At 59.4% G+C, this 24292-nt stretch carries 17 protein-coding genes; 11 read left to right on the plus strand and 6 right to left on the minus strand.

What is annotated here, in order from left to right; genetic code table 11:
- Positions 1-16 precede the first annotated feature (16 nt).
- Complete coding sequence (locus tag V6R85_RS16880) at positions 17-811, plus strand: response regulator (RefSeq protein ID WP_003508747.1); 795 nt, start codon at positions 17-19, stop codon at positions 809-811.
- Between the two features lie 95 nt (positions 812-906).
- A complete protein-coding gene (locus V6R85_RS16885) occupies positions 907-1896 on the plus strand; it encodes a sensor histidine kinase (RefSeq protein ID WP_035213313.1) in 990 nt (329 codons plus the stop codon).
- Between the two features lie 297 nt (positions 1897-2193).
- Here V6R85_RS16885 and V6R85_RS16890 read toward each other — a convergent pair whose 3' ends face one another.
- Entirely contained in the window at positions 2194-3918 is a 1725-nt protein-coding gene (locus tag V6R85_RS16890; RefSeq protein WP_003508750.1) for a sensor histidine kinase, read from the minus strand.
- Between the two features lie 236 nt (positions 3919-4154).
- Between V6R85_RS16890 and V6R85_RS16895 the strand changes: the two genes are divergently transcribed.
- Complete coding sequence (locus V6R85_RS16895) at positions 4155-4727, plus strand: PRC-barrel domain-containing protein (protein ID WP_060727494.1); 573 nt, start codon at positions 4155-4157, stop codon at positions 4725-4727.
- Between the two features lie 104 nt (positions 4728-4831).
- Here V6R85_RS16895 and galE read toward each other — a convergent pair whose 3' ends face one another.
- The 3 genes from galE to V6R85_RS16910 form a co-directional block, all read right to left on the minus strand.
- A complete protein-coding gene (gene galE / locus V6R85_RS16900; protein ID WP_060727493.1) occupies positions 4832-5815 on the minus strand; it encodes a UDP-glucose 4-epimerase GalE in 984 nt (327 codons plus the stop codon).
- A gap of 171 nt (positions 5816-5986) precedes the next feature.
- Entirely contained in the window at positions 5987-6424 is a 438-nt protein-coding gene (locus tag V6R85_RS16905) for a hypothetical protein (RefSeq protein ID WP_020810995.1), read from the minus strand.
- 10 nt (positions 6425-6434) lie between these two features.
- On the minus strand, positions 6435-6779 hold the full coding sequence (locus V6R85_RS16910) for a DUF883 family protein (RefSeq protein WP_003508755.1): 345 nt from the start codon (positions 6777-6779) through the stop codon (positions 6435-6437).
- Between the two features lie 282 nt (positions 6780-7061).
- Between V6R85_RS16910 and nspC the strand changes: the two genes are divergently transcribed.
- Together nspC and V6R85_RS16920 are read left to right on the plus strand one after the other, a co-directional pair.
- Entirely contained in the window at positions 7062-8159 is a 1098-nt protein-coding gene (gene nspC, locus V6R85_RS16915; RefSeq protein WP_003508756.1) for a carboxynorspermidine decarboxylase, read from the plus strand.
- 59 nt (positions 8160-8218) lie between these two features.
- Positions 8219-9457, plus strand: coding sequence for a saccharopine dehydrogenase family protein (locus V6R85_RS16920; RefSeq protein WP_003508758.1), 1239 nt, complete (start codon positions 8219-8221; stop codon positions 9455-9457).
- 287 nt (positions 9458-9744) lie between these two features.
- Here V6R85_RS16920 and V6R85_RS16925 read toward each other — a convergent pair whose 3' ends face one another.
- A complete protein-coding gene (locus V6R85_RS16925; RefSeq protein WP_003508759.1) occupies positions 9745-11592 on the minus strand; it encodes a DEAD/DEAH box helicase in 1848 nt (615 codons plus the stop codon).
- Between the two features lie 390 nt (positions 11593-11982).
- Between V6R85_RS16925 and V6R85_RS16930 the strand changes: the two genes are divergently transcribed.
- From V6R85_RS16930 to clpB, 6 genes are all read left to right on the plus strand, one after another.
- A complete protein-coding gene (locus V6R85_RS16930; protein WP_003508761.1) occupies positions 11983-13260 on the plus strand; it encodes an aspartate kinase in 1278 nt (425 codons plus the stop codon).
- Positions 13261-13435: 175 nt separating this feature from the next.
- The gene (ptsP, locus tag V6R85_RS16935) at positions 13436-15703 is read left to right on the plus strand and encodes a phosphoenolpyruvate--protein phosphotransferase (protein ID WP_003508762.1); all 2268 of its coding nucleotides are present in this window, start codon (positions 13436-13438) and stop codon (positions 15701-15703) included.
- A 29-nt stretch (positions 15704-15732) separates the two neighbouring features.
- Positions 15733-16812: a peptide chain release factor 1 gene (gene prfA, locus V6R85_RS16940; protein WP_020811729.1), complete on the plus strand. Its 1080-nt coding sequence runs from the start codon at positions 15733-15735 to the stop codon at positions 16810-16812.
- Positions 16809-17678 (plus strand): peptide chain release factor N(5)-glutamine methyltransferase, encoded by an 870-nt coding sequence (gene prmC, locus V6R85_RS16945; RefSeq protein WP_060727492.1) that lies wholly within the window; start codon positions 16809-16811, stop codon positions 17676-17678. Before prfA ends, prmC begins: the two co-directional genes overlap by 4 nt.
- A 396-nt stretch (positions 17679-18074) precedes the next feature.
- On the plus strand, positions 18075-18866 hold the full coding sequence (locus tag V6R85_RS16950; protein WP_099086375.1) for a DUF4167 domain-containing protein: 792 nt from the start codon (positions 18075-18077) through the stop codon (positions 18864-18866).
- Between the two features lie 367 nt (positions 18867-19233).
- Positions 19234-21858, plus strand: coding sequence for an ATP-dependent chaperone ClpB (gene clpB / locus V6R85_RS16955; RefSeq protein ID WP_003508767.1), 2625 nt, complete (start codon positions 19234-19236; stop codon positions 21856-21858).
- Positions 21859-21926: 68 nt separating this feature from the next.
- On the opposite strand, the gene V6R85_RS16960 is transcribed toward clpB, so the two are convergent.
- Complete coding sequence (locus V6R85_RS16960; RefSeq protein ID WP_020811344.1) at positions 21927-23873, minus strand: M23 family metallopeptidase; 1947 nt, start codon at positions 23871-23873, stop codon at positions 21927-21929.
- Positions 23874-24292 lie beyond the last annotated feature (419 nt).

Raw genomic sequence — 24292 nt, forward strand, 5'->3', positions numbered from 1 at the left:
GAAAGGGGAGAATTCCATGTCAGTTTCTACACGCATCGCACCGCACCTGCCATATCTGCGCAGGTTCGCGCGTGCCGTTTGCGGCTCTCAATCCACGGGCGATGCCTATGTTGCGGCAACACTCGAAGCTCTGATCGCCGATATCAGCATTTTCCCGCAGACAAGCGGCGATCGCGTTTCGCTCTATCAATTGTTCGTATCGATCTTTAGTTCCGTCACGATCAATATTAAGACCGATGAAAACCTGTCGGGATGGGAAAAACGCGCCTCGGCCAACCTCTCCGCCGTGCCGGCGCTGGCCCGTCAGGCTTTCCTTTTGACGACTGTCGAAGAATTCACGCCATCGGAAACCGCAGAGGTTCTGAAGGTCTCCGAAGATCAGGTCGGCAAGCTGATCGATGAGGCGGCGTCTGAAATCGCCCGGCAGGTGGCGACCGATATCATGATCATCGAGGACGAGCCTCTGATCGCCATGGATATCGAACAGATGGTCACCGATCTCGGCCACCGTGTCACGGGCATTGCCCGCACCCACACCGAAGCGCTCGAGCTCTTCCATCGCACCCAGCCGAAGATGATCCTCGCCGATATCCAGCTCGCCGATGGCAGTTCCGGTCTCGATGCGATGAAGGACATCCTGCAGATGACCACCCTCCCGGTGATCTTCATCACGGCTTTCCCCGAACGTCTTCTGACGGGCGAGCGGCCGGAGCCGACCTTCCTTGTGACGAAGCCGTTTAATCCGGACATGGTGAAAGCGCTTATCAGCCAAGCCCTGTTTTTCAACGAAAGCTCACGCGTCGCGGCGTGAATTTTGCCGAAACCGCGGACTGACCGGGAACCAGTCTGGTGCCCGGGCGTTGGCGGTTACGGTCGTGGGGATGCCCCGCGGCTTTCTGCAAGGAGATGAATTTGCATCGGCTGGCATGGCATAACGCGGAGAGGAACGAAAGCGAACTTCACGACTCGCTCGTCCTCGCCTTGCTCGATTCGGGTGAGACAGTCATGCTGCAGGACTGGAACCGCGACTATATATTCGTGGCCAATCTGCCGGATGTCTGGAAACTTCCGGCAGATTCCCATCCGACAGATGAAAATCTGTTTGGCAACGATCTGTCAGCGCGGCTTGCCGAACTCAAGAAGGACATGCACACGGCGGGCAGCCGCGGCATGCTGGAAGTCAATGCCGGCAATGATCGCGTCTTCCAGTTTCAAGTCCATTCCACCTTCAACCAAACGGACCAGGTGGTGATGAAAACCACCATTCGCGAAGTGACGGCGGAAAGGCGGCGCGAGCAGCTTCTGCGCTCGCTGTTGCGCGAGGTCAGCCACCGCTCCAAGAACCTGCTGGCGATCATCCAGAGCCTTGCCGGCCAGACGGCCCGCTTCAGCCTCACCAAGGATGATTTTCTGCGCAAGTTCCGGGGGCGGCTGCACGCTCTTGCCCAAAGTCAGGATCTCATCACGGATTCGGACTGGCGGGGTGCGCGTATATTCGAGCTGCTGCGCCAGCAATTTGATCTTTACGTGCCGGAATATCCGAACCTCATCCATATGGAAGGGGAGAACCTTCTCCTCAACCCGAATGGTGCGCTCTATATCGGACTTGCCTTCCATGAGCTGGTTGTCAACACCGTCAGCCATAGCGGCAATCTTGCCTACCACCCGCCCATAACCCTGCAATGTCGCCAGGAGGGTGATTTTTATGTCGTCGAATGGAATGAGCCGATGATGCCGTCGAAAGAGCCGGCGGAGGCCCGGCGCGGCAGCTTCGGCAGTGTCGTGCTGGAAAAGGTGGTTCCGTCCGCATTGGGGGGAAGCGCCGAGTATCAGTTGACGCCTGAACGGATCGTCTACCGGCTGAGATTTCCCTCCGGCGACAGCGCGGACGCCTGAAATCCGTCTGTTCCTCGCAGAGCCGGGTCTAACTTCCATTTCGTGAAGATAAAAAACAAAAAGCACGGCCCATGAAAGAGCCGTGCTATTTTTATGACAGGTTTTCAGGGGTGAAACCTGTTTATTTTCAGCCAAGCTTCAGGCGGGGACGGGGGAATTGCTTGGCCTGCAGTAAAAACACGCATGGCCGGATTCGGTTCCCGAAAAATGCGTTTTTTTAACATTACGCAAGATATCAGCCATTTTTCGCTGCTTTTTGCTATCCGTATGGCGGAGACGGCCCGCCAGCGGACGGCCTCAGTGCGTGCCTGTCTGTTCCGATCGTTTGGGCGTGAAATAACGGATCGGCGCTTCCAGAGACCACTCGAAGCCGGATTCGCGATATTCCGTCACCACCTGCCCGCCGAAGGCGCCTTCCGCATGCCTTTTGATGACCGTGGTGCCGAAGCCCTTGCGGCTTGGCTCTCTCGCCGGTGGTCCGCCCGTTTCGGTCCAGACGAGATGGATCATCTGCCGCCCGTCCTTTTCAAGCGACTGCCATCGCACCGTGATTTTTCCTGATGGAACCGACAATGAGCCATATTTGATGGAATTCGTCGTCAGCTCATGGATTACCAGGCCGAAATTCTGCGCCGCTTCCGGAGAGAGCATGAAATCATCTCCCACCAGCATGATGCGCTGCGCCACGGTGCCGAAAACATCGAGGTGGGTCTCGATCAGCTTGCGGATAGGCAGGCCCTGCCATTGAACCTCCGCCAATGCCCGGATCGACATTCCAAGACCGCGCAGGCGGTGATCCACCTCCTTCTGGAATTCCGGAATGCTTTTATTCTCGCGCCCCAATTGCCGTATCATCGCCTGAACCAGCGTCAGAATGTTCTTGGAGCGGTGCACCAGTTCGTGCAGCAGCAATTGCAGCCGCTCTTCCGACTGGCTTCTGTCAAAAGACGCGTTGGAGAGTGCGATGGCGACCTGGTTCGCTTCCTTTATCTTGGTATCGACAGGGGCGACGATTTCGCCTTCGCCGATGCGCTCGGCCATCAGGGTCAGGTCACGAATGGAGCTGCGCAATTGCCGGCCGACCAGATAGGCGCCACCAATGGCGATCAGCACCAGCACAAGGCTGCCGATCATCATCTGTCGCCATGTATCCACCAGCACCGCCTGGCTCGCCGCAAGCGGCCCCCACATCACGGTCCTCCATTGCCAGCCCGGCAATTGGGCATAGGCATAGAGATTACCTTTGCCGTCAAAAAAATTGCCGCTGAAGGCCTGCATTTCCGAGAGTACGTCAGGGTTGACGAAGGGTTTGCCCACTTCCGCCTCATCCTGCGCGCTGGAAACGACGACGCGATTGGTCCCGTCGATAATGGCGACCGCCCAGTTGCGCGGCAGGTTTTCCGTGGGGATCAGCCGGCTGAGGTCGCTGGCATTCTGCGTCAGGATCAGGGCATCCCCGGCCGAATCCAGTTCCGGGCCAAGCGGCAAGGTAACGTTGAACACCCATTCCTTGCTGGTCGAGCCGAAAAACATGTCCGAGACGGTGATGCGACGGGAGTCGACCGCCCTGGCCAGATTGGCTTCCTCCGGCACCTTGCCGAGTGGCTGGCCATAGGGCACCCGGGTGTTGAGACGCTGCTGGCCGTCCTTGGTGGCGAGAATGGCGTAGAGGCCCTCCCGCTTCAGGCTGTCTGCGACGCGTCCCTGAAATGCGGCAAGGTTGCCGTTCTCGAGTTCCGGAAATTGCGACAGGAGATTGAGCGAGGTGGCGATTTCCTGCAGGCGGCGGTCGATGTTGCGGGAGACCACCCGCACATCCTCGATGGTTTCCCGCTGCAGGTCGTCGCGTTTTTCCGCCTCGAGGCGGAGCATCAGATAGCCGCCGAAAAGAATGAGCGGGAGCGTGATGACAGTCGCCATCACCACCAGATAGGTGCCGATGGAGGCGGTGGGGAAAAAATTCGCACTGCGCCGACGCAAAGCCGAGATCATGTCTTTCAGTCTGTCGCCGGGTCGAGGCATACAAAAAACTCCGGCAGTTATGGCATTGTTACGACACGGATAATACCGTGCCATCCCCCTTTAGCAATGCCTGATTTTTACCTTCGGTTGTTGCGGCAGGCCGCAATTGCGTCGGTGTGATTGAAAAAATCGGAACTATTTCAACGACCAACCCGTTTGCCAGACGAACCGGCCGAAAAGCGGACATGAAATTCATCCCCGCCGGCCAGTTGAGAACGATGAAAGGAAGGTACGAAATGGCTAAGAAACTTACGATACTCGTCACCGCCGCCCTGATGGGCACGACGGCTTTCGCGCCGCTGGCCATCGCTCAGGGCACTACCCAGCCTGCGCCGGCAAATCCGAGCACGCAGACGGAGCCGGCGACCCCTGCCACCCCCATGACGCCTGCGGCTCCTGCGGCCAATGACAGCGCGGCTGCAACGACGGGCGGCGCCTATCTGACCGAACAGGGAGAAACGCAGGTCAGCGCCAACGACTATATCGGCAAGTCGGTCTATACAGCGGCCGATGAAAGCATCGGTAACGTCACCAACCTGATCATGGAAGAAGATGGTGGTCTCGTTGCGGCTGTGATTGGCGTCGGCGGCTTCCTGGGCATCGGCGCAAAGGACGTTGCCGTTCCCATGGACAAGGTAACGATGACGCGTAATGCGCAGGACGGCACGATCCGCCTGACGACGACGGAAACGGCGGAAACGCTGAAGGCCGCTCCCGAATTCAAGACGCTGGAACAGAAGGCCAGCGAAAAGAATGCGGCAGTGCCGGCGGCTCCCGACAGCACGACGACGTCCGCCACCAAGCCCTAATTCCCATACCTGGGAGGCAGGAGCGGGACCGGCTTTCATCAGCCGTCCCGCGGGAGGCACCGGCCAGAAGGCCGGTGTCTTTTTTGTATCTGGTCGCTGATTACTCAGTCCCCGGCATTGCGGGAGGAATGCCACGCCCAGGCGGATTTGATGATGTCGGCCAGGGAATAACGCGGTTCCCAGCCCAGAACTTCTTTCGCCTTGTCATTATTCGCGACAAGCGTCGTGGAATCGCCGTCGCGGCGTCCGGTATATTCAACGGGGAAGGGGCGGCCGGAGACTTCCGAAATCGCCGCCAGCAGTTCCTTCACCGTGGTGCCGGTGCCGGTGCCGAGGTTGAGTTCGACGGTTTCCCCGCCATCCAGCAGATAATCCACCGCCCTCACATGCGCATCGGCAAGATCGAGAATGTGGATATAGTCGCGCACGCAGGTGCCATCGCGTGTGTCGTAATCCGTGCCGAACACCTTGAAGCCCTGACGCCGGCCGAGCGCCGCCTCGATGGCAAGCGGGATCGCATGGGTTTCCGGCTTGTGCCATTCGCCGATGCGGCCTTCGAAATCCGCGCCCGCGGCATTGAAGTAGCGCAGCATGACGGAGCGAAGCCCCTTATAGGTGCTGTAATCCTTCAGCGCCTGCTCCACCACCCATTTGGTGCGGCCATAGGGGTTGATCGGCGCCTGCCGGTGCGTCTCGTCGATCGGCACCTGTTCCGGCAAACCATACGTGGCGCAGGTGGAGGAGAAAACGAATGACGTGACGCCGGCATCGATGGCGGCGGAGAGCAGGTTGAGCGAGCCGATGACGTTGTTGTCGTAGAAAGCCACGGGCTGCTTGACCGATTCACCGACTTCGATCAGTGCGGCGAAGTGGAGAACGGCTTCCGGCCGGTGTTTGGCGAAGACCTCGTCCAGCCGCGCCCGGTCGCGAATATCGCCCTGTTCGAAGGGTCCCCAGCGGACGAATTCCTCATGGCCGTTGGACAGATTGTCGAAAACGACAGGTTCATATCCTCGCTCAGACAGGAGAAGGCAGGTGTGCGAACCGATATAGCCGGCACCGCCGACGACAAGGACTTTCTTCTTCATCAATTGCCTTTCAGAAAATTACGGACGCGCCGAGACTCTATGTCACTTTGTTCAAATAAGGGCGGCGTGGCGCAGGATGCCATCAACCAGTCTATCCTTCGCGGGTAACATAAAAAAAACCGCGCATCCATCGTCTGGATGCGCGGTTTGCCTTGCCGTGTCGCCAAGAAATTACTTGGACTTTTTCGTATTGACCCTGGTGGCCAGAAAACCGGCCGCGACAGCCACGGCGAGCGTTGCATAGGGACGCGCCTGGATCGCCAGTGTCAGCAGCGATTGCAGGGCCAGCGGTGCTGCGGCAAGCGGCGCTGCCGTGAAAGGTGCGACTGCAGGCCGTGCGGCATAGACTCTCGGGCGTTTGACGATCGCCAGCGCCACCAGCATGATGACGCCGAGCAGAAATGCCGTGCCGGCGACGACCAGCGCCGCGGGGCCTGCACCCACATGCCGGGCAAGATAGATGGACCCCGCCACCACGGCGGCGATGAAGGCGATCAGAAAGAATATCCCGGTCAGAACCGACAGGATTATGGTCGCGCGCAATCGCCTTGTGACGACGCGCCCTTCGCGCTGGGTCTCCCCCAGATAGACCAGCAATGCCTCAAGCATGAGCGCGGCCTTATCGACGCGTCAGAAGGGCGAGCACGAAACCGACGCCGACGGCGATGCCGAGCGATTGCAGCGGGTTCTTCTGGACGTGGTCGGTCAGATTGTCATTCAGCGTGGAGATTTCGCTGCGGACGCTGTCGGCCATTTCGCCGGACGCGGTCAGCGCGTCATCGGCCACACGGGCTGCCTGCGCCTTTAGCTCGTGCGATGCTCCGACGCCGAGCGCCTTCACGCTCTTGGCAAGATTTGCCAGATCTTCGCGAAGCTGGGCGAGCTGCGCCGCCACATCGGCTGCATCACCGTTTTCGAGGGATTGCTGGATCTTGTCATTCACGTTGCTACGCACGCTTGCCATAGGTGAAGTCCTTCCTGAACATCGTTGATGGGAATGGCGGTATGTTACAGATTGCCGCCGCTCACGAACCTTCGTTACGGCGGCCGAAACACCCGCCTGTCCGTCATTCAAACGCGCCCATGCCGGCTTGGTTCCGCAAGGGAAGGTGTTTTCTTCACAGGCATTTCGGCTGGGGGGCTATTTTCCGGGAATTCGGTGCCGGACATTTGTTTTCCTGTCACAAGCATCATATAAGGCCCATCATCGAGACGTACCTTGACTTCAATCAATATGTGAAACGACATGCTCCAGACGCCCTATTACCTTATCGACAAGACAAAACTTCTTCGCAACATGGAGAAGATTGCCTATGTGCGGGAAAAATCCGGCGCCAAGGCGCTGCTGGCGCTGAAGTGCTTCGCCACATGGTCGGTGTTCGATTTCATGTCGCAATATATGGATGGCACCACCTCGTCATCGCTTTATGAGGTGCGTCTCGGCCGCGAGAAATTCGGCGGCGAGACCCATGCCTATTCCGTCGCCTATGCCGATTATGAAATCGACGAGGTGATTGCGAATGCCGACAAGATCATCTTCAATTCGATCGGTCAGCTCGAGCGTTTCGCGGACAAGGCTTCCGGCATCACGCGCGGTCTGCGTCTCAATCCGCAGGTCAGCTCCTCGAGCTTTGATCTTGCCGATCCCGCGCGCCCCTTCAGCCGCCTCGGCGAATGGGATGTCGCCAAGGTCGACAAGGTCATGGATCGCATTTCCGGCTTCATGATCCACAATAATTGCGAAAACGGTGATTTCTCGCTGTTCGACCGCATGTTGACGCAGATCGAGGAAAAATTCGGATCGCTGCTGTCGCGCGCCGAATGGGTGAGCCTCGGCGGCGGCATTCATTTCACCGGCGACAATTATCCGCTCGACCAGTTCTGCGACCGTTTGCGCGCCTTTTCGGAAAAATACGGCGTGCAGGTCTATCTTGAGCCGGGCGAAGCCTCGATCACCAAGAGCACGACGCTCGAAGTGACGGTTCTCGACACGCTGTTCAACGGCAAGAACCTCGCCATCGTCGACAGCTCGATCGAAGCGCATATGCTTGATCTGCTGATCTACCGCGAAACCGCCAAGGTGTCGCCGAATGAGGGCGAACATCCCTATATGGTCTGCGGCAAGTCCTGCCTCGCCGGCGATATTTTCGGCGACTTCCGTTTCGACAAGGAGCTGAAGGTCGGTGACCGCATCTCCTTCCAGGATGCGGCCGGTTACACCATGGTCAAGAAGAACTGGTTCAACGGCGTGAAGATGCCGGCGATCGCCATCAAGGAACTGGACGGCACCGTGCGCGCCGTTCGTGAATTCGACTTTGCCGATTTCGAGCAAAGCCTGTCTTAAACCCTGTTTCAACATCCAACGAAGCTTATCCCTGCGGGGAAAAGGAGGCATCACCTGAAATGAAGAAGAACGTTCTGATCATCGGCGCCGGTGGCGTAGCACAGGTCGTGGCGCATAAGTGCGCCCAGAACAGCGATGTATTGGGAGACATTCATATTGCGTCACGGACCTTGGGAAAGTGCCGCAAGATTGTCGAGTCCGTACGCGAAAAGAAGAGCCTCAAGACTGATGTGAAACTTGAGGCCCATGCGCTTGACGCGATGGATATCGAGGCGACGAAAGCCCTGATCAAAAAAACCGGCGTGGAAATCGTCATCAATGTCGGTTCGGCTTTCGTCAACATGTCCGTTCTTCGTGCCTGCATGGACACGGGTGTTGCCTATATGGATACGGCGATCCACGAGGATCCGACCAAGATTTGCGAAGCGCCGCCGTGGTACGGAAACTACGAGTGGAAGCGCGCGGAAGAGTGCAAGGAAAAGGGCATTACCGCCATTCTCGGCGTCGGCTTCGACCCGGGTGTGGTGAACGCCTATGCGCGTCTTGCCAAGGATGACTATTTCGACAAGGTCACCTCGGTCGATATCGTCGATATCAATGCCGGCAGCCACGGCCGCTGGTTCTCCACCAACTTCGATCCGGAAATCAACTTCCGCGAATTCACCGGTGTTGTTTATTCCTGGCAGAAGGGTGAGTGGCAGACGAACCAGATGTTCGAAGTCGGCCAGGAATTCGACCTGCCTGTCGTCGGCAAGCAGAAGGCCTACATGACCGGCCACGACGAAGTGCATTCGCTGTCCAAGAACATGGACGGCGCGGATGTGCGCTTCTGGATGGGTTTCGGCGATCACTACATCAATGTCTTCACCGTGCTGAAGAACCTCGGCCTCCTGTCGGAGAAGCCGGTCAAGACGGCTGAAGGCCTTGAAGTCGTGCCGCTCAAGGTGGTGAAGGCCGTGCTGCCCGATCCGTCTTCTCTGGCGCCCGATTATGTCGGCAAGACCTGCATTGGCGATATCGTCAAGGGTATCAAGGACGGCAAGGAACGCGAAGTCTTCATCTACAACGTGGCTGACCACAAGGAAGCCTATGAGGAAGTCGGCTCGCAGGGCATTTCCTACACCGCCGGCGTTCCCCCGGTCGCCGCCGCCATGCTGATTGCGACAGGCGAATGGGACGTGAAGCAGATGGCGAACGTTGAAGAACTGCCGCCGAAGCCGTTCCTGAACATTCTGAACAAGATCGGTCTTCCGAACCGCATCAAGGACGAAAACGGCGACCGCGCGCTGGAGTTCTGATTGCAGGCGTTTTGATTGATGGAAATAAAAAAGCCCCGCGAAAGCGGGGCTTTTTTGTTGGAGGCGACCCAAATAGTTTGGCGAATTCGTAGCACCCCACCGTCACCCCGGATTTAGTCCGGGGGCCGGCGCGATCAAGTCCTTGATCGCGGGAGAGTCTTCTCACGGCGCGAAGCGCCGTGGCTGGATGCCGGCTCAAGGCCGGCATGACGGCAGAAACCTTGCCGCCGGCCTCAGGCCCCGAATGAACGGGATCCGAAATTTCCGAGGCTTGCGAAGGGTCGACCTCAGCCCTTTGTCGGCTTCGGCCCACGCTTTTCGAAAGGCCTGTCCTTCTTGCCCTCGTATTTAGGTTTGTCGCCAAAGGGCTTCTTCTTTTTCCAGGGCTTGTCGTCAGTCTTGCGGTCGTCGCGGGGAGCGGCCGCATTGTCCGATTTGCTGAACTTGCGCTGGGCCTTGGCCGGACGCGTATCTTCGCGGAAGCCGCCGGTTATTTCCGGCTTGCCTTCCAGAGCCTTCAGACGGATGCCCTTTTCGAGCATCATGTCCTTGCCGATGGCGGAGGTGAAACGGTCGACGGCATCGGCCGCCAGTTCCACGAAGGTCTCCGTCTGCTGCATGCGGATCGCGCCGATATCCTGGCGGGTGATCTTGCCGAAGCGGCAGAGCATGGGGATGAGCCAGCGCGGCTCGGCGCTCTGCTTGCGGCCGACGGACAGCGAAAACCACGCGCTGTCGGCGAAATCGGAGCGTTCGCGGCGCGGGGCATCGTTTTCGACCGTCTCGAAACTGTCGCGGCGCGGCTTGCGGCTGTTGTCCAGCGAGACTTCCGTGATGTCTTCAGGTGCAGACCGTCCGGCGTGGTAAAGACGCACGAAAGCGGCGGCGACCTTTTCCGCGCCATGCTGTTCCAGGAGCTTGGTGACGAAATCGCGTTCGTCGTCGGCTACAGCCTCGGTCAGCGAAGGATCGGCCAGAAGCCGGGCGCCGTCGCGCTCGACGATCTCTTCGGCGGAAGGCGGACGAACCCATGCTGGGCTGACCTTGGCGCCCTCAAGCAGGCGTTCTGCCTTGCGGCGCTGGTTGACCGGCACCACGATGGCGCTAACGCCCTTCTGACCGGCGCGGCCGGTACGGCCGGAACGGTGCAGAAGCGTTTCGGAATTGGTCGGCAGGTCGGCGTGTATGACGAGTTCGAGACCCGGCAGGTCGATGCCGCGCGCGGCAACGTCGGTCGCAACGCAGACGCGGGCGCGGCCATCGCGCATGGCCTGCAGCGCATGGGTGCGCTCGTTCTGGGTCAATTCGCCCGACAGCGCCACGACGGCAAAGCCGCGATTATTCAGTCGCGCTGTCAGATGGTTGACGGCCGCACGGGTGGAGCAGAAAACGATGGCGTTGCGGGCTTCATAGAAGCGCAGCGCATTGATGATGGCGTTTTCGCGGTCTGCCGGGGACACCAGCATGGCGCGATATTCGATATCCACATGCTGCTTCTGTTCGGAAGCAGTGGCGATGCGCACGGCATTCTTCTGGTAGCTTTCGGCAAGCTTGGCGATGCTGCGCGGCACGGTGGCCGAGAACATCAACGTGCGGCGATCGTCGGGCGATTCTTCCAGAATGAATTCCAGATCTTCGCGGAAACCGAGGTCGAGCATCTCGTCGGCTTCGTCAAGCACAACCGCACGGATGGAGGACAGATCAAGTGCATTGCGCTTGATGTGGTCGCAGAGACGACCGGGCGTGCCGACGACGATGTGCGCGCCGCGCTCCAGCGCCCGCCGCTCATTGCGGATGTCCATGCCGCCAACGCAGGAGGCAATGGAAACACCGGCAAACTCATAAAGCCATTCCAGTTCGCGCTTGACCTGCATGGCCAGTTCGCGGGTTGGCGCAATGGCAAGCGCCAGCGGCGCGGAAGCCTGTCCGAAGCGGTTGTCGTCACGCAGCAGCGTGGTCGCAAGCGCGATGCCGAAGGCGACCGTCTTGCCGGAACCGGTCTGCGCGGAAACCAGCGCGTCCTTGTCGGCGAGTTCCGGCGCAAGCATGGCCTGCTGCACGGGGGTCAAATCTTTGTAGCCGCGTTTTTCCAACGCCTGCGCGATCGCCGGGGCGATACCCTGGGTGTCTGTCATCTACCGTCTTTCGGATATGAAGCTGCCCGCATCCGCCCGAAACCAATAGGTCCTAAAGTCTCCGGGGCAGCCGATACAGGCCATTTCGGCCATCTGGCCGGTTGCATTGCCGCGCTCATACTGCGAATGGGCCCGTTTGTACAGTGCACTGCGGTACGCTCTTTTGCGTGTGCTTTATCCCGCCGGCGCTTCCTTGCGCCATTGTTCCATGCTCAGGCTCCCGAAAAAGGCGTACCGCATGGTTCATAAACGGCATTGCGTGCCCCCCGCCTTTTCGCTAAGAGACCCGCAACTTGAGGCTCTTTGTCAGGAAGGGCCGACTGGGTTTGTTCTTGTCCGTCCGTTTCCAGAGGGAGCCGGCGGGAAAATGGGATGGTACTGGTCAAGGCTATGGCTCGCATTGTCATGAAATTCGGCGGCACGTCCGTCGCGAACCTCGAACGCATTCACAATGTCGCACGGCATGTGAAACGCGAAGTGGATGCCGGCCATGAAGTGGCCGTGGTCGTTTCCGCCATGTCCGGCAAAACCAATGAGCTGGTGGACTGGGTGCAGAACGCCGCGAAGGTTGCCGGCGCCAACGCCGCTTCGTTCTTCGACGCGCGCGAATATGACGCGGTTGTCGCATCAGGCGAACAGGTGACATCGGGTCTTCTGGCGATCACGCTGCAATCCATGGGCATCAATGCGCGCTCCTGGCAGGGCTGGCAGATCCCGATCCGCACCGACAATGCGCATGGCGCCGCCCGCATTCTCGAGATCGACGGTTCGGATATCGTCCACCGCATGGGCGAAGGCCAGGTTGCCGTCGTTGCCGGCTTCCAGGGTATCGGTCCTGACAACCGCATCGCGACGCTCGGTCGCGGCGGCTCGGATACGTCCGCTGTCGCCATCGCTGCCGCCGTCAAGGCAGATCGCTGCGACATCTACACTGACGTCGATGGCGTCTACACCACCGATCCGCGCATCGAGCCCAAGGCTCGCCGCATGAAGAAGATCGCCTTCGAGGAAATGCTCGAAATGGCGTCTCTCGGCGCGAAGGTTCTGCAGGTTCGCTCGGTCGAGCTTGCCATGGTACACAAGGTGCGCACCTTCGTTCGCTCCAGTTTCGAGGATCCCGATGCGCCGGGCATGGGCGACCTCATCAACCCGCCCGGTACTTTGATTTGTGACGAGGATGAAATCGTGGAACAGGAAGTCGTAACCGGCATCGCCTATGCCAAGGATGAAGCACAGATCTCGCTGCGCCGCGTGGCCGACCGTCCGGGCGTCTCGGCCGCGATCTTCGGGCCGCTCGCTGAAGCGCATATCAATGTCGACATGATCGTGCAGAACATCTCCGAAGATGGTTCGCGCACCGACATGACCTTCACCGTTCCCTCGGGCGATGTTGCCAAGGCTCTGAAGGTTCTGGATGACAACAAGGCCCAGATCGGTTTCGACGTCGCACAGAACGAAACCGGCCTTGCCAAGGTGTCCGTCATCGGCATCGGCATGCGCAGCCACGCCGGCGTTGCCGCCAGCGCGTTCAAGGCGCTTGCCGAGAAGAACATCAACATCAAGGCGATCACTACGTCCGAGATCAAGATTTCGATCCTGATCGACGGCGCCTATGCCGAACTTGCGGTCCGCACTTTGCATTCCGCCTACGGCCTCGATAAGGCTTGAAGCCGAGACATCGGTTCCCGATGCTCCGATTCTTCGGAGTTGCGTTCTTCCGATGTGGCGTTTCATGAAAGCGTGTCCCTTGCGGGACGCGCTTCTCGCGCTATAAATTTTTAAATGACGTTTTGATTCTCGAATATTATGACATTCGGATCGGAAGCGTCGGGGAGCAAACGCGATGAGAGACCTTTCCGCAGGTCCGCGCGTCCTGCTCAAGCGGCTGCGCGAAATGATGGCGGAGCACCTTGAACCGCAGGACCGTCTGGACCAGATCGTCCGTCAGATTGCCAGCAACATGGTGGCGGAGGTTTGCTCGGTCTACGTGCTGCGCTCCGACAGCGTGCTGGAACTTTACGCCACCGAAGGTCTCAACAAGGATGCCGTGCATCTCGCACAGCTGAAAATGGGGCAGGGTCTTGTCGGCACGATTGCCGCTTCGGCCCAGCCGCTCAATCTTTCCGATGCGCAGGCGCATCCGGCTTTCCGCTATCTTCCTGAAACCGGTGAGGAAATTTATCATTCCTTCCTCGGCGTGCCGATTTTGCGCTCCGGTCGCACTCTTGGCGTTCTTGTGGTCCAGAACAAGGCCAGCCGAACATACCGGGAGGATGAAATTGAAGCGCTCGAGACAACCGCGATGCTTATCGCTGAAATAGTGGCGAGCGGCGAGTTGAAAAAGATCACCCGCCCCGGTGTGGAGCTTGATCTGACGCGTGCCGTTTCCATCGATGGCGACGCCTATGGCGAAGGCATCGGTCTTGGTCACGTCGTGCTGCACGATCCCCGCATTGTCGTCACCAATCTCCTCAATGAAGATGCGGATACGGAAATCCGGCGTCTTGCCGATGCCATTGGGTCGCTACGCCTGTCGATCGACGACATGTTGCAGCGCCGTGACGTGCCGACCGAAGGAGAACATCGCGAAGTTCTCGAAACCTATCGCATGTTTGCCCACGATCAGGGCTGGGTACGCCGCATGGAAGAGGCGATCCGCAACGGCCTGACGGCGGAAGCGGCTGTCGAAAAGGTGCAGAGCGACACCAAGGCGCGCATGATGCGCCTGACCGATCCTTACCTGCGCGAACGCATGCATGATTTCGACGATCTCGCCAACCGGCTGCTGCGCCAGCTCATCGGTTTCGGCGGGCGTGGTCCTGAGCAGGATTTCCCGCTCGACGCCATCGTTCTGGCCCGCGCCATGGGTGCCGCCGAACTCTTGGATTATCCGCGCGAAAAACTGCGCGGTCTTGTGCTCGAAGACGGCGCGGTGACGAGCCATGTCGTCATCGTGGCGCGTGCCATGGGCATTCCGATCATCGGGCAGGCGACAGGCATCGTCGCCCTCGCTGAAAATAACGATCCCATCATCATCGACGGCGATGACGGCCAGGTGCATTTGCGCCCGATGTCGGATTTGCAGCGCGCCTATGAGGAAAAGGTGCGCCTGCGCGCCAAGCGCCAGGAGCAGTTCCGCGCGCTTCGCAATGTGGAGCCGATCACCAAGGATGGCCAGAAAGTCAACCTCAAGATGAATGCGGGTCTTCTCGTAGACCTGCCGCAGCTCGAGGAATCCGGCGCCGATGGCATCGGCCTGTTCCGCACCGAGCTGCAATTCATGATTGCCTCCAACATGCCGAAGGGCGAGGAGCAGGAGGCTTTCTACCGGTCCGTTCTGCGGCAGGCGAAGGGAAAAAGCGTCACCTTCCGCACGCTGGATATCGGCGGCGACAAGGTTGTGTCCTATATGCGCGGCCAGGAAGAGGAAAACCCGGCGCTTGGCTGGCGGGCGATCCGCCTGTCGCTCGACCGTCCGGGCCTGATGCGCACGCAGATGCGCGCGCTGCTGCGCGCCGCCTCCGGTGCTGAATTGCGCATGATGCTGCCGATGGTGACGGAAGTGTCCGAAATCCGCGCCGCGCGCGACCTTCTCCAGAAGGAAGTGCAGCATCTCTCGAAATTCAGCCACGCGCTGCCGAAAAAGCTGCAATTCGGCGCGATGCTGGAAGTGCCCTCGCTGATGTGGCAGCTCGATGAGCTGATGCAGGAGGTGGATTTCGTCTCCGTCGGCTCGAATGACCTGTTCCAGTTCTCGATGGCGGTGGATCGCGGTAATGCTCGTGTTTCGGATCGTTTCGATAATTTGGGCAAGCCGTTCCTGCGCATTCTGCGCGATATCGTGCGCGCCGGCGAAAGGCACCACACTTCGGTGACGCTGTGCGGTGAAATGGCGAGCAAGCCGCTGTCGGCCATGGCTTTGATTGGTCTCGGTTTCCGTTCGGTTTCGATGTCGCCGACGGCGATCGGCCCCGTGAAGGCCATGCTGCTCGGGCTTGATGCCGCACGCCTTGCCGATGAGCTGAACGCGGCGCTGGACGACCATAATTCGCTGGAAAGCGCGCGCGAGGTGTTGTTACGCTTTGCGGCGACGCATTCCATTCCCATTTAAAAAGACCTGTTTCAATATTGGAGTGACTGGTGGCGAAGCTTCCCGTCGAAAAAATGCGCGAGTTGGAAAGACGTTTCGGCGAGATCGAAGCGCGTATGTCGGCCGGGCCTGCAGCGGATGTTTATGTGAAGCTGGCTTCGGAATATTCCGAACTCGAGCCGGTAGTGAAGAAAATCCGCGAATACGAGAAGGCGGTCTCCGAAGCGGCCGATCTCGAGGCGTTGCTTGCTGACAAGACGACCGACAGGGATATGCGCGACCTGGCGGAAATGGAGCTGCCGGAAATCGAGAGCCGCATCGGCGAGCTTGAAAAGGACATGCAGGTCCTGTTGCTGCCGAAGGATGCGGCGGACGAAAAAAGCGCGATCCTTGAAATCCGCGCCGGCACCGGCGGCTCCGAGGCGGCACTTTTTGCCGGCGATCTCTTCCGCATGTATGAGCGCTTCGCATCGACCAAGGGGTGGAAAGTCGAAGTGCTTTCCGCCAGCGAGGGTGAAGCGGGCGGTTACAAAGAAATCATCGCCACGATCAGCGGGCGAGGGGTATTTTCCAAGCTGAAGTTCGAATCCGGCGTACACCGGGTGCAGCGCGTGCCGGAAACGGAAGCGGGCGGCCGCATCCACACCTCGGCAGCCACGGTTGCCGTGCTGCCGGAAGCGGAAGACATCGATATCGAAATTCGCCCGGAAGACATTCGCATCGATACGATGCGTGCCTCGGGTGCGGGCGGCCAGCACGTCAACACCACCGACTCCGCCGTTCGTATCACCCATCTTCCGACGGGTCTGATCGTCACCAGTTCGGAGAAATCCCAGCATCAGAACCGCGCCAAGGCCATGCAGGTTCTGCGCTCGCGGCTTTACGATATCGAACGCCAGAAAGTGGAGAGCGAACGTTCGGCGGACCGCAAGAGCCAGGTCGGTTCCGGCGACCGCTCCGAGCGCATCCGCACCTACAATTTCCCGCAGGGCCGCGTCACCGATCACCGCATCAACCTCACGCTCTACAAGCTCGACCGGATGATCGAGGGTGAGATCGATGAACTCGTGGATGCGCTGATCGCCGATTATCAGGCCGGTCAGCTTGCCCAGCTCGGCGAGCAGCTTTGAGTACGGCGGGCGAAGCGAGTGTTGCGAGCGCGCTTGCCGCCGCCCGCAAAAGGCTGCAGGCGGCAGGGATCGATGATCCGCTTCTCGATGCACGGCTCCTGATTGCGGAGGTCATCGATTTTTCATTGACCGATTTCGTGATGAAGCCTGATCGTGTCGTTACGCCGGAAGAAAGCGCCCGTATCGCCACCATGATCGAAAGGCGGGCGAATGGCGAACCCGTTCACCGCATTCTCGGCCACCGGGAATTTCATGGCCTCGATCTTCTTCTGTCAAAGGAGACGCTCGAGCCCCGGCCGGATACGGAAGTTCTGGTCGACACGCTGTTGCCGGAGCTGAAAAAAGCCATCTCCGCCAAGGGCAGCGCCCGCATTCTGGACATGGGCACCGGCACGGGCGCGATCTGTCTGGCGCTGTTGAAAGAATGCCCCGATGCCACCGGCATCGGCAGCGATATTTCCGCCGATGCGCTGGAAACGGCGGCCAGGAATGCGGCCCGAAATGATCTTGGCGCGCGCTTTGAGACCATACGCAGCGACTGGTTTGAAAAAATCTCTGGCAGCTTTGACATAATTGTGTCGAATCCGCCTTATATAAGGACTGATATCGTCGCAACGCTTGACCAAGAGGTTCGTAACCACGATCCGATGGCGGCGCTGGACGGAGGTCAGGACGGCCTTGCACCGTACCGCCTCATCGCTGCCGATGCAGGCCGCTTTCTTGTGGAAAACGGGATTGTCGGTGTGGAGATCGGTTTCGATCAAAGGCTTGATGTTTCCGCTATATTTGCTTCCCACGGCTTCTCTCTTCTGGACGCCGTGAAGGATTATGGCGGTAACGACAGAGTTTTGACCTTCCGGAGATAGTTGTTCGCGATATGTCTGCGGATTTTTTGCAAGGATATTTTGCACAGCAAAAGAAAAGGCTTGGATTTCCGCATGAAGCGGGATAGTTTGCGGCCACATGCCGGGTGGCTGAGGACGAACACAGATTCGTCAGGGTATGGGTCAGTCCCGAAGCGGGTTCTTTTGAGAGCCCTGAAAGGCTGGGCGTTTCCGGCATGTGAATCAGTAAACTTTGTTCGCAGGCGGCTCGGTGCAGCATTTGCGCAGCCGGTCGTCATACGCGAGGTCTTGTCCCGGGGTTATCTTCGGCAAGGCGCGTGATGGAGCAATTTCAGGAAAAATTTCCAGCGGTTTTCCGCCCGGAATTGCATGAAAACAACCAGATTGTCAGCAAAACAGAATTCAGGTGAGCAATTGATGAGGCCAGGACAGCAAAACAAGCGCGGCCGGGGGCGTGGAAGCAACAACAATAACAATGGTGGCGGTAACAACAACAACTTCAACCGCAAGGGCGGCAACCCGCTCACCAGGACTTATGACAGCTCCGGCCCCGATGTTAAAATCCGTGGCACAGCCCAGCACATAGCGGAAAAATACGCGGCTCTGGCGCGCGACGCGCAGAGTTCCGGCGACCGCGTGATCGCTGAGAACTATCTGCAGCACGCTGAACATTATAACCGCATCATCGCTTCGGCTCAGGCCCAGATGCAGGAACGCTTCCAGCGCGACGATCGCGGCGAATATAGCGGTGCCGATGGCGACGATATGGATGTGAATGACGGCGATGAAGGCGTCGTTGCACCGCAGCAGCAGGCCGAACAGGTCGAGCGCGCGCAGCAGCCCGAACGCCAGGAGCGTACTGAGCGGAACGAACCGCGCCAGGAGCGTCGTGAGCGTCCGGACCGCCGCGAGCGGCAGGAACGTCAGCCGCGCCAGCCGCAGGTGGCCGCCGAACAGCAGCCGCCGGTTTACGACGCCAGCCAGGCGCCGCAGCCGGTCATCGAAGGCACTCCCATGGAAGTGGCCGTTGAGGAAGAGCAGCAGCAGGCGGAGGCTCCGACGGCTGAACGTGCACCGAAGACACGCCGTGCAACAGGGCCGCGCCCGCGCCGTCCGCGCCGCACCGCCGCTGCGGAAGGCGCCGAAGGCGAAGATGCGCCGGCCGGTGACGACGCTGCACCTGCCACGCTTGAGAACGCTGCCGAATAAGCAGCTTCTGCAAACCACTCTGCGATCGAAAAACTCCGGCTTGCCGGAGTTTTTTGTTTTTTGCGATTGGCTATGAACATTCCGCTGGCCGTCAGCGTGGATTTCACGCGGCGAATTGACGCCTGTCAGTTCGGATGAAAATTTCCCGGATGGTGGATTTTCTCCCCTTTAAACCGATGAAAATGCCTCCCATATTCGTGCAGGAAGGACGGAAGCCGCATTCGCCGGCGACCGACCTTCAAGAGGCGGCGATCGTGAAATCCTTTGAACACGGCTGTCGTAGCGGGGCTTGCCTTTTGAGGGAGCCTCAACCCTAACACCCGGAGCCGTGCCGAAAGCGGGCGGGCCGGTCTATGGAGGTTTGACTATGAATATTGAAAAATACTCCGAGCGCGTTCGTGGTTTTCTGCAATCGGCGCAGACCTTTGCGCTTGCCGAAAACCATCAGCAGTTTTCGCCTGAACACGTTCTGAAGGTTCTGCTCGATGACGAGCAGGGCATGGCGGCATCGCTGATCGAGCGCGCCGGCGGCAGCGCCAAGGAAGCGCGTCTCGCCAATGATGCGGCACTTGCGAAATTGCCCAAGGTTTCCGGTGGAAATGGTGGCCTTTCGCTCACCGCGCCGCTCGCCAAAGTGTTCTCGACCGCGGAAGATCTTGCCAAGAAGGCCGGGGACAGTTTTGTCACCGTCGAGCGTCTTCTGCAGGCGCTTGCGATTGAAAGCTCCGCTTCCACCTCGGCTTCCCTGAAGAAGGCGGGTGCAACGGCGCAGGCGCTCAATCAGGTCATCAACGACATCCGCAAGGGCCGCACGGCTGACAGCGCCAACGCCGAACAGGGCTTTGACGCGCTGAAGAAGTTCGCCCGCGACCTGACGGAGGAAGCCCGCGAAGGCAAGCTCGATCCGGTGATCGGTCGCGACGACGAAATCCGTCGCACTATTCAGGTCCTGTCGCGCCGTACCAAGAATAATCCCGTGCTGATCGGTGAACCCGGTGTCGGTAAAACGGCGATTGCCGAAGGTCTTGCGTTGCGCATCGTCAATGGCGATGTGCCCGAAAGCCTGAAGGACAAGAAGCTGATGGCGCTCGATATGGGCGCGCTGATTGCCGGTGCGAAATATCGCGGTGAGTTTGAAGAGCGTCTGAAGGCTGTGCTGAACGAGGTGCAGGCCGAAAATGGCGGCATCATCCTGTTCATCGACGAGATGCACACGCTGGTCGGCGCCGGCAAGGCCGATGGCGCGATGGATGCGTCCAACCTCCTGAAGCCCGCCCTTGCCCGTGGTGAGTTGCACTGCGTCGGCGCCACCACGCTCGATGAATATCGCAAGCATGTGGAAAAGGATCCGGCCCTTGCCCGCCGTTTCCAGCCGGTGCTGGTGGATGAGCCGACCGTTGAGGACACGATCTCGATCCTGCGCGGGTTGAAGGAAAAATACGAACAGCACCACAAGGTCCGTATCTCGGATTCGGCCTTGGTTGCGGCTGCGACGCTTTCCAACCGCTACATCACCGACCGGTTCCTGCCTGATAAGGCAATCGACCTGATGGACGAAGCTGCTTCGCGTCTTCGCATGCAGGTGGATTCCAAGCCGGAAGAACTGGACGAGTTGGATCGCCGCATCATTCAGCTGAAGATCGAACGCGAAGCCTTGAAGCAGGAGACGGACCAGTCCTCCGCCGACCGCCTCAAGAAGCTCGAGGACGAGTTGGCCGATACGGAAGAAAAGGCAGATGCGCTGACGGCCCGCTGGCAGGCGGAAAAGCAGAAGCTCGGCCACGCCGCAGACTTGAAGAAGCGGCTGGACGAAGCCCGCAACGAACTGGCGATTGCCCAGCGCAACGGCCAGTTCCAGCGCGCTGGCGAGCTGACCTATGGCATCATTCCCGGCCTCGAAAAGGAACTGGCTGCGGCGGAAGCCCGCGACAGCAGCGGTGTCGGTTCGATGGTTCAGGAAGTTGTGACGGCCGACAATATCGCCCATGTCGTTTCCCGCTGGACGGGCATTCCGGTCGACAAGATGCTGGAAGGTCAGCGCGAAAAGCTGCTGCGCATGGAAGACGAGCTTGCCAAGTCCGTTGTCGGGCAGGGCGAGGCCGTTCAGGCGGTGTCGAAAGCGGTGCGCCGTTCGCGCGCCGGCCTGCAGGATCCCAACCGGCCGATCGGTTCGTTCATCTTCCTGGGCCCGACGGGCGTGGGCAAGACCGAGCTGACCAAGTCCTTGGCCCGCTTCCTGTTCGACGACGAAACCGCGATGGTTCGTCTCGACATGTCGGAATATATGGAGAAACACTCCGTTGCCCGGCTGATCGGCGCACCTCCCGGCTATGTCGGTTATGAAGAGGGTGGTGCCCTGACGGAAGCGGTTCGCCGCCGGCCCTATCAGGTCGTGCTGTTCGACGAGATTGAAAAAGCGCATCCTGACGTCTTTAACGTCCTGCTGCAGGTGCTGGATGATGGCCGTCTGACGGACGGCCAGGGCCGCACCGTCGATTTCAAGAACACCATCATCATCATGACCTCGAACCTCGGCTCGGAATTCATGACGCAGATGGGCGACAATGACGATGTGGATTCGGTTCGTGATCTGGTGATGGAGCGGGTCCGGTCGCATTTCCGGCCGGAATTCCTCAACCGTATCGACGATATCATCCTCTTCCACCGCCTGCGGCGCGATGAGATGGGTGCAATTGTCGAAATCCAGCTGAAGCGTCTCATCTCGCTGCTCGGCGATCGCAAGATTTCGCTCGAACTGGATGAGGATGCCCGCAGCTGGCTTGCCAACAAGGGTTACGATCCGGCTTACGGCGCGCGTCCGCTGAAGCGGGTGATCCAGAAGGCGGTTCAGGACAGGCTTGCCGAAATGATCCTCGGCGGTGAAGTTCCTGACGGTTCGCGGGTCAAGGTGACCTCGGGCACCGACCGGCTGCTGTTCAAGGTCAAGCCCGCAAAGGGCGAGGCCGAAGCCGAAACGGCCGATGCGGCATAAAACGAAAGGGCTCCGGAAACGGAGCCCTTTTCATTTGGCAGCTTTTCGGGCGGTAAAGGTCCGGCGAATTAGCGGCTCGCCACCTGATTGGGCTTTTCGTCAATATTCAGCAGATTGTCGATACGTTTTCTCTCATCGGAGAACCGCGCGAGCGCATCGCCGGAAAGCGACTTGCCACCCGGCAGGCGCACCTTCATCGCGTCCACCTTGGTGCCGTTGACGATTAGCTCGTAATGCAGATGCGCGCCGGTCGAAAGGCCGGTCGACCCCACATAACCGATCACCTGGCCCTGTCGGACCTTGGAGCCCTCGGTGACACCCTTGGCGATGGCGCTCTGGTGGTTATAGGAAGAGACGTAGCCATTGGCATGGCGGATCAGGGTCTGGTTACCGTAACCCGAGGCCCATCCGGCCTTCTCGACGGTGCCGTTGCCCGTCGCGATGATCGGCGTGCCGCGGGCGGCGGCCCAGTCGGTGCCGGTATGCATGCGGCTGAATTTCAAAACCGGGTGGCGGCGCATGCCGAAACCTGAGGTCATGCGGCCGTTAGGAACGGGGTTGCGCAACAGGAACTGCCGGATGCTTTTGCCGTTCTCGTCGAAATAATCGATGCTGTTATCGTCCGGATTCTGGAACCGGTAAAAACGTGTCTCGTTGTCGCCGAACTTGGCATTGACGTAGAGCAGTTCCGACTTGTCTGTCGCCTTGCCATCTGCGTCTTCCACGGAGAAGAAGGCTTCCAAAGTATCCGCCGGCTTGAGCTGCGCCTGAAAATCGACGCTGCTGGCGAGAAGCTTGATGAGTTGGGAAACCATGCTCTGGTTCATGCCGTAAGCCAGGGCCGCACGGTAGACACCGTCATAAACGCTCGGCAGATCGCGACCGGCGGCAGGTGCCGGGGTGCTGTCGAAGGCGGTCGCCACCGCGTCGAGCTTCGGCGGTTCGCTGGCCTTGATGAAACGCTTGCGGTCATCAATGGCCATGGTGACCATGTGGCGGCCCTTGCGGTAAAGGCTCACGCGCACGATGTCGCTCTTGTCGTCTTCCTGAATAATGCCGACGCGCAGCACGTCGCCGCTTTCGACATTGTTCGACTGGAGTTGCGGCGACAGCAGGCCTGCGATTTCCGACGACTGTGCCTTCGAATAGCCGGCGCCAAAGAGGGCGGCTTCGATGGTCTCGGTCTGGCGGGCAGGGATCACGTCGTCTGCATATTCCTTGACGGGCACCGAGGCTGACTGCGGGGTCGAAACCGACATGTTCTGTTCAACGACGCGGGCCGCGAGGCCGGCGGTGATATCGACATCGCCTTCATCATTATCGAAACGGCGGGGGTCGATGTAATAGAGCGCGGCAAGCTGTTCGTTGCCATCCGTCAGGATCGAGCCGTTCGAACGTACCGCCTCCTCAACCTCGTCGAAACTCAGGGAGCCGGCGAAGGGATATTTGGAGTGCTGAACGGGAAAGGCGACTGTCTTCAGGCTGACTTCGGATTCCACCTCGGAGCCGTAGATCGTTCCAGTCCGGCTTGGTGCGGGCGCCGATGCGTCCTTGTCCTCGTTGCTCGCGAAAATATTCAGGGGATCGAAGGCGGGATAGTCGTCCTGCTTGGCGTAATTTGCCGCCAGCGGGATCTTGACGTGGGAGAAGGGGACCTTGCGGACCACTTCCTTGTCGCCTTCATTGATAACGGTGGAGACTTCCATGATCGACCGGTCGGATGGCCGGGCCGCGATATTCGGTGCGACGAGGCGTGTGCCCCGACGGGCGGCTTCCGTAGCGTTGTTGCCCATATCCGCCTTGGCGAAGGCTTCGGCGGGAATGGCAAGCTGCTGGCGGCCGTCGAGAGCGGCAAACAGCGCCACGCCCATCAATATGGAAGAGGTAATGCCGGTCAGGAACGTGCCGGAAAGCCATCTGAGCGAAATTTCGCGGCGATCGGGTGCACGGCGTCCTTCCGCCAGAATTGGCGGTTCTGTGCCTAGCGACCGGATCACATTGCGATCCGCAGTCATACCAGCTGTGCCCCGTCGGTCATGCGCTCTCCAGAAACTTCAGGCGAAGGTGTGCAACTTTCATAGCCGTGAGTCAAATCGGTCGACGCACCGGCGGACATGCCGCAACAGCCCATATAAGGACACGCGCAGGCATGTCTCGTATTAACGCTTCGTTGGCAAAGCAATTAGCGAGGAAGGGGGCTAAAAGAAGGCGCGAGACCCGCCTTGCCGCCCGTTGGGCTGTTCTCCTGTGCAAAACCACAGGCACGGCGGGGTGGTTTTATGCCGATCGGCTGATGAAAACGAAATTCCCTTTTAAAATCAGGTATCTGTCACATTTCTTGATTTTTTTGATATTGCTGTGTTGACTTGTTTGGTGGGGTGGATTTATAAGTCCGCTCACTGAACGAGGGCGGCGAGCGCTGCTGGCGACGACG

The organism is Agrobacterium sp. CCNWLW32 (assembly GCF_037083425.1).
Lineage (GTDB): Bacteria > Pseudomonadota > Alphaproteobacteria > Rhizobiales > Rhizobiaceae > Agrobacterium > Agrobacterium radiobacter.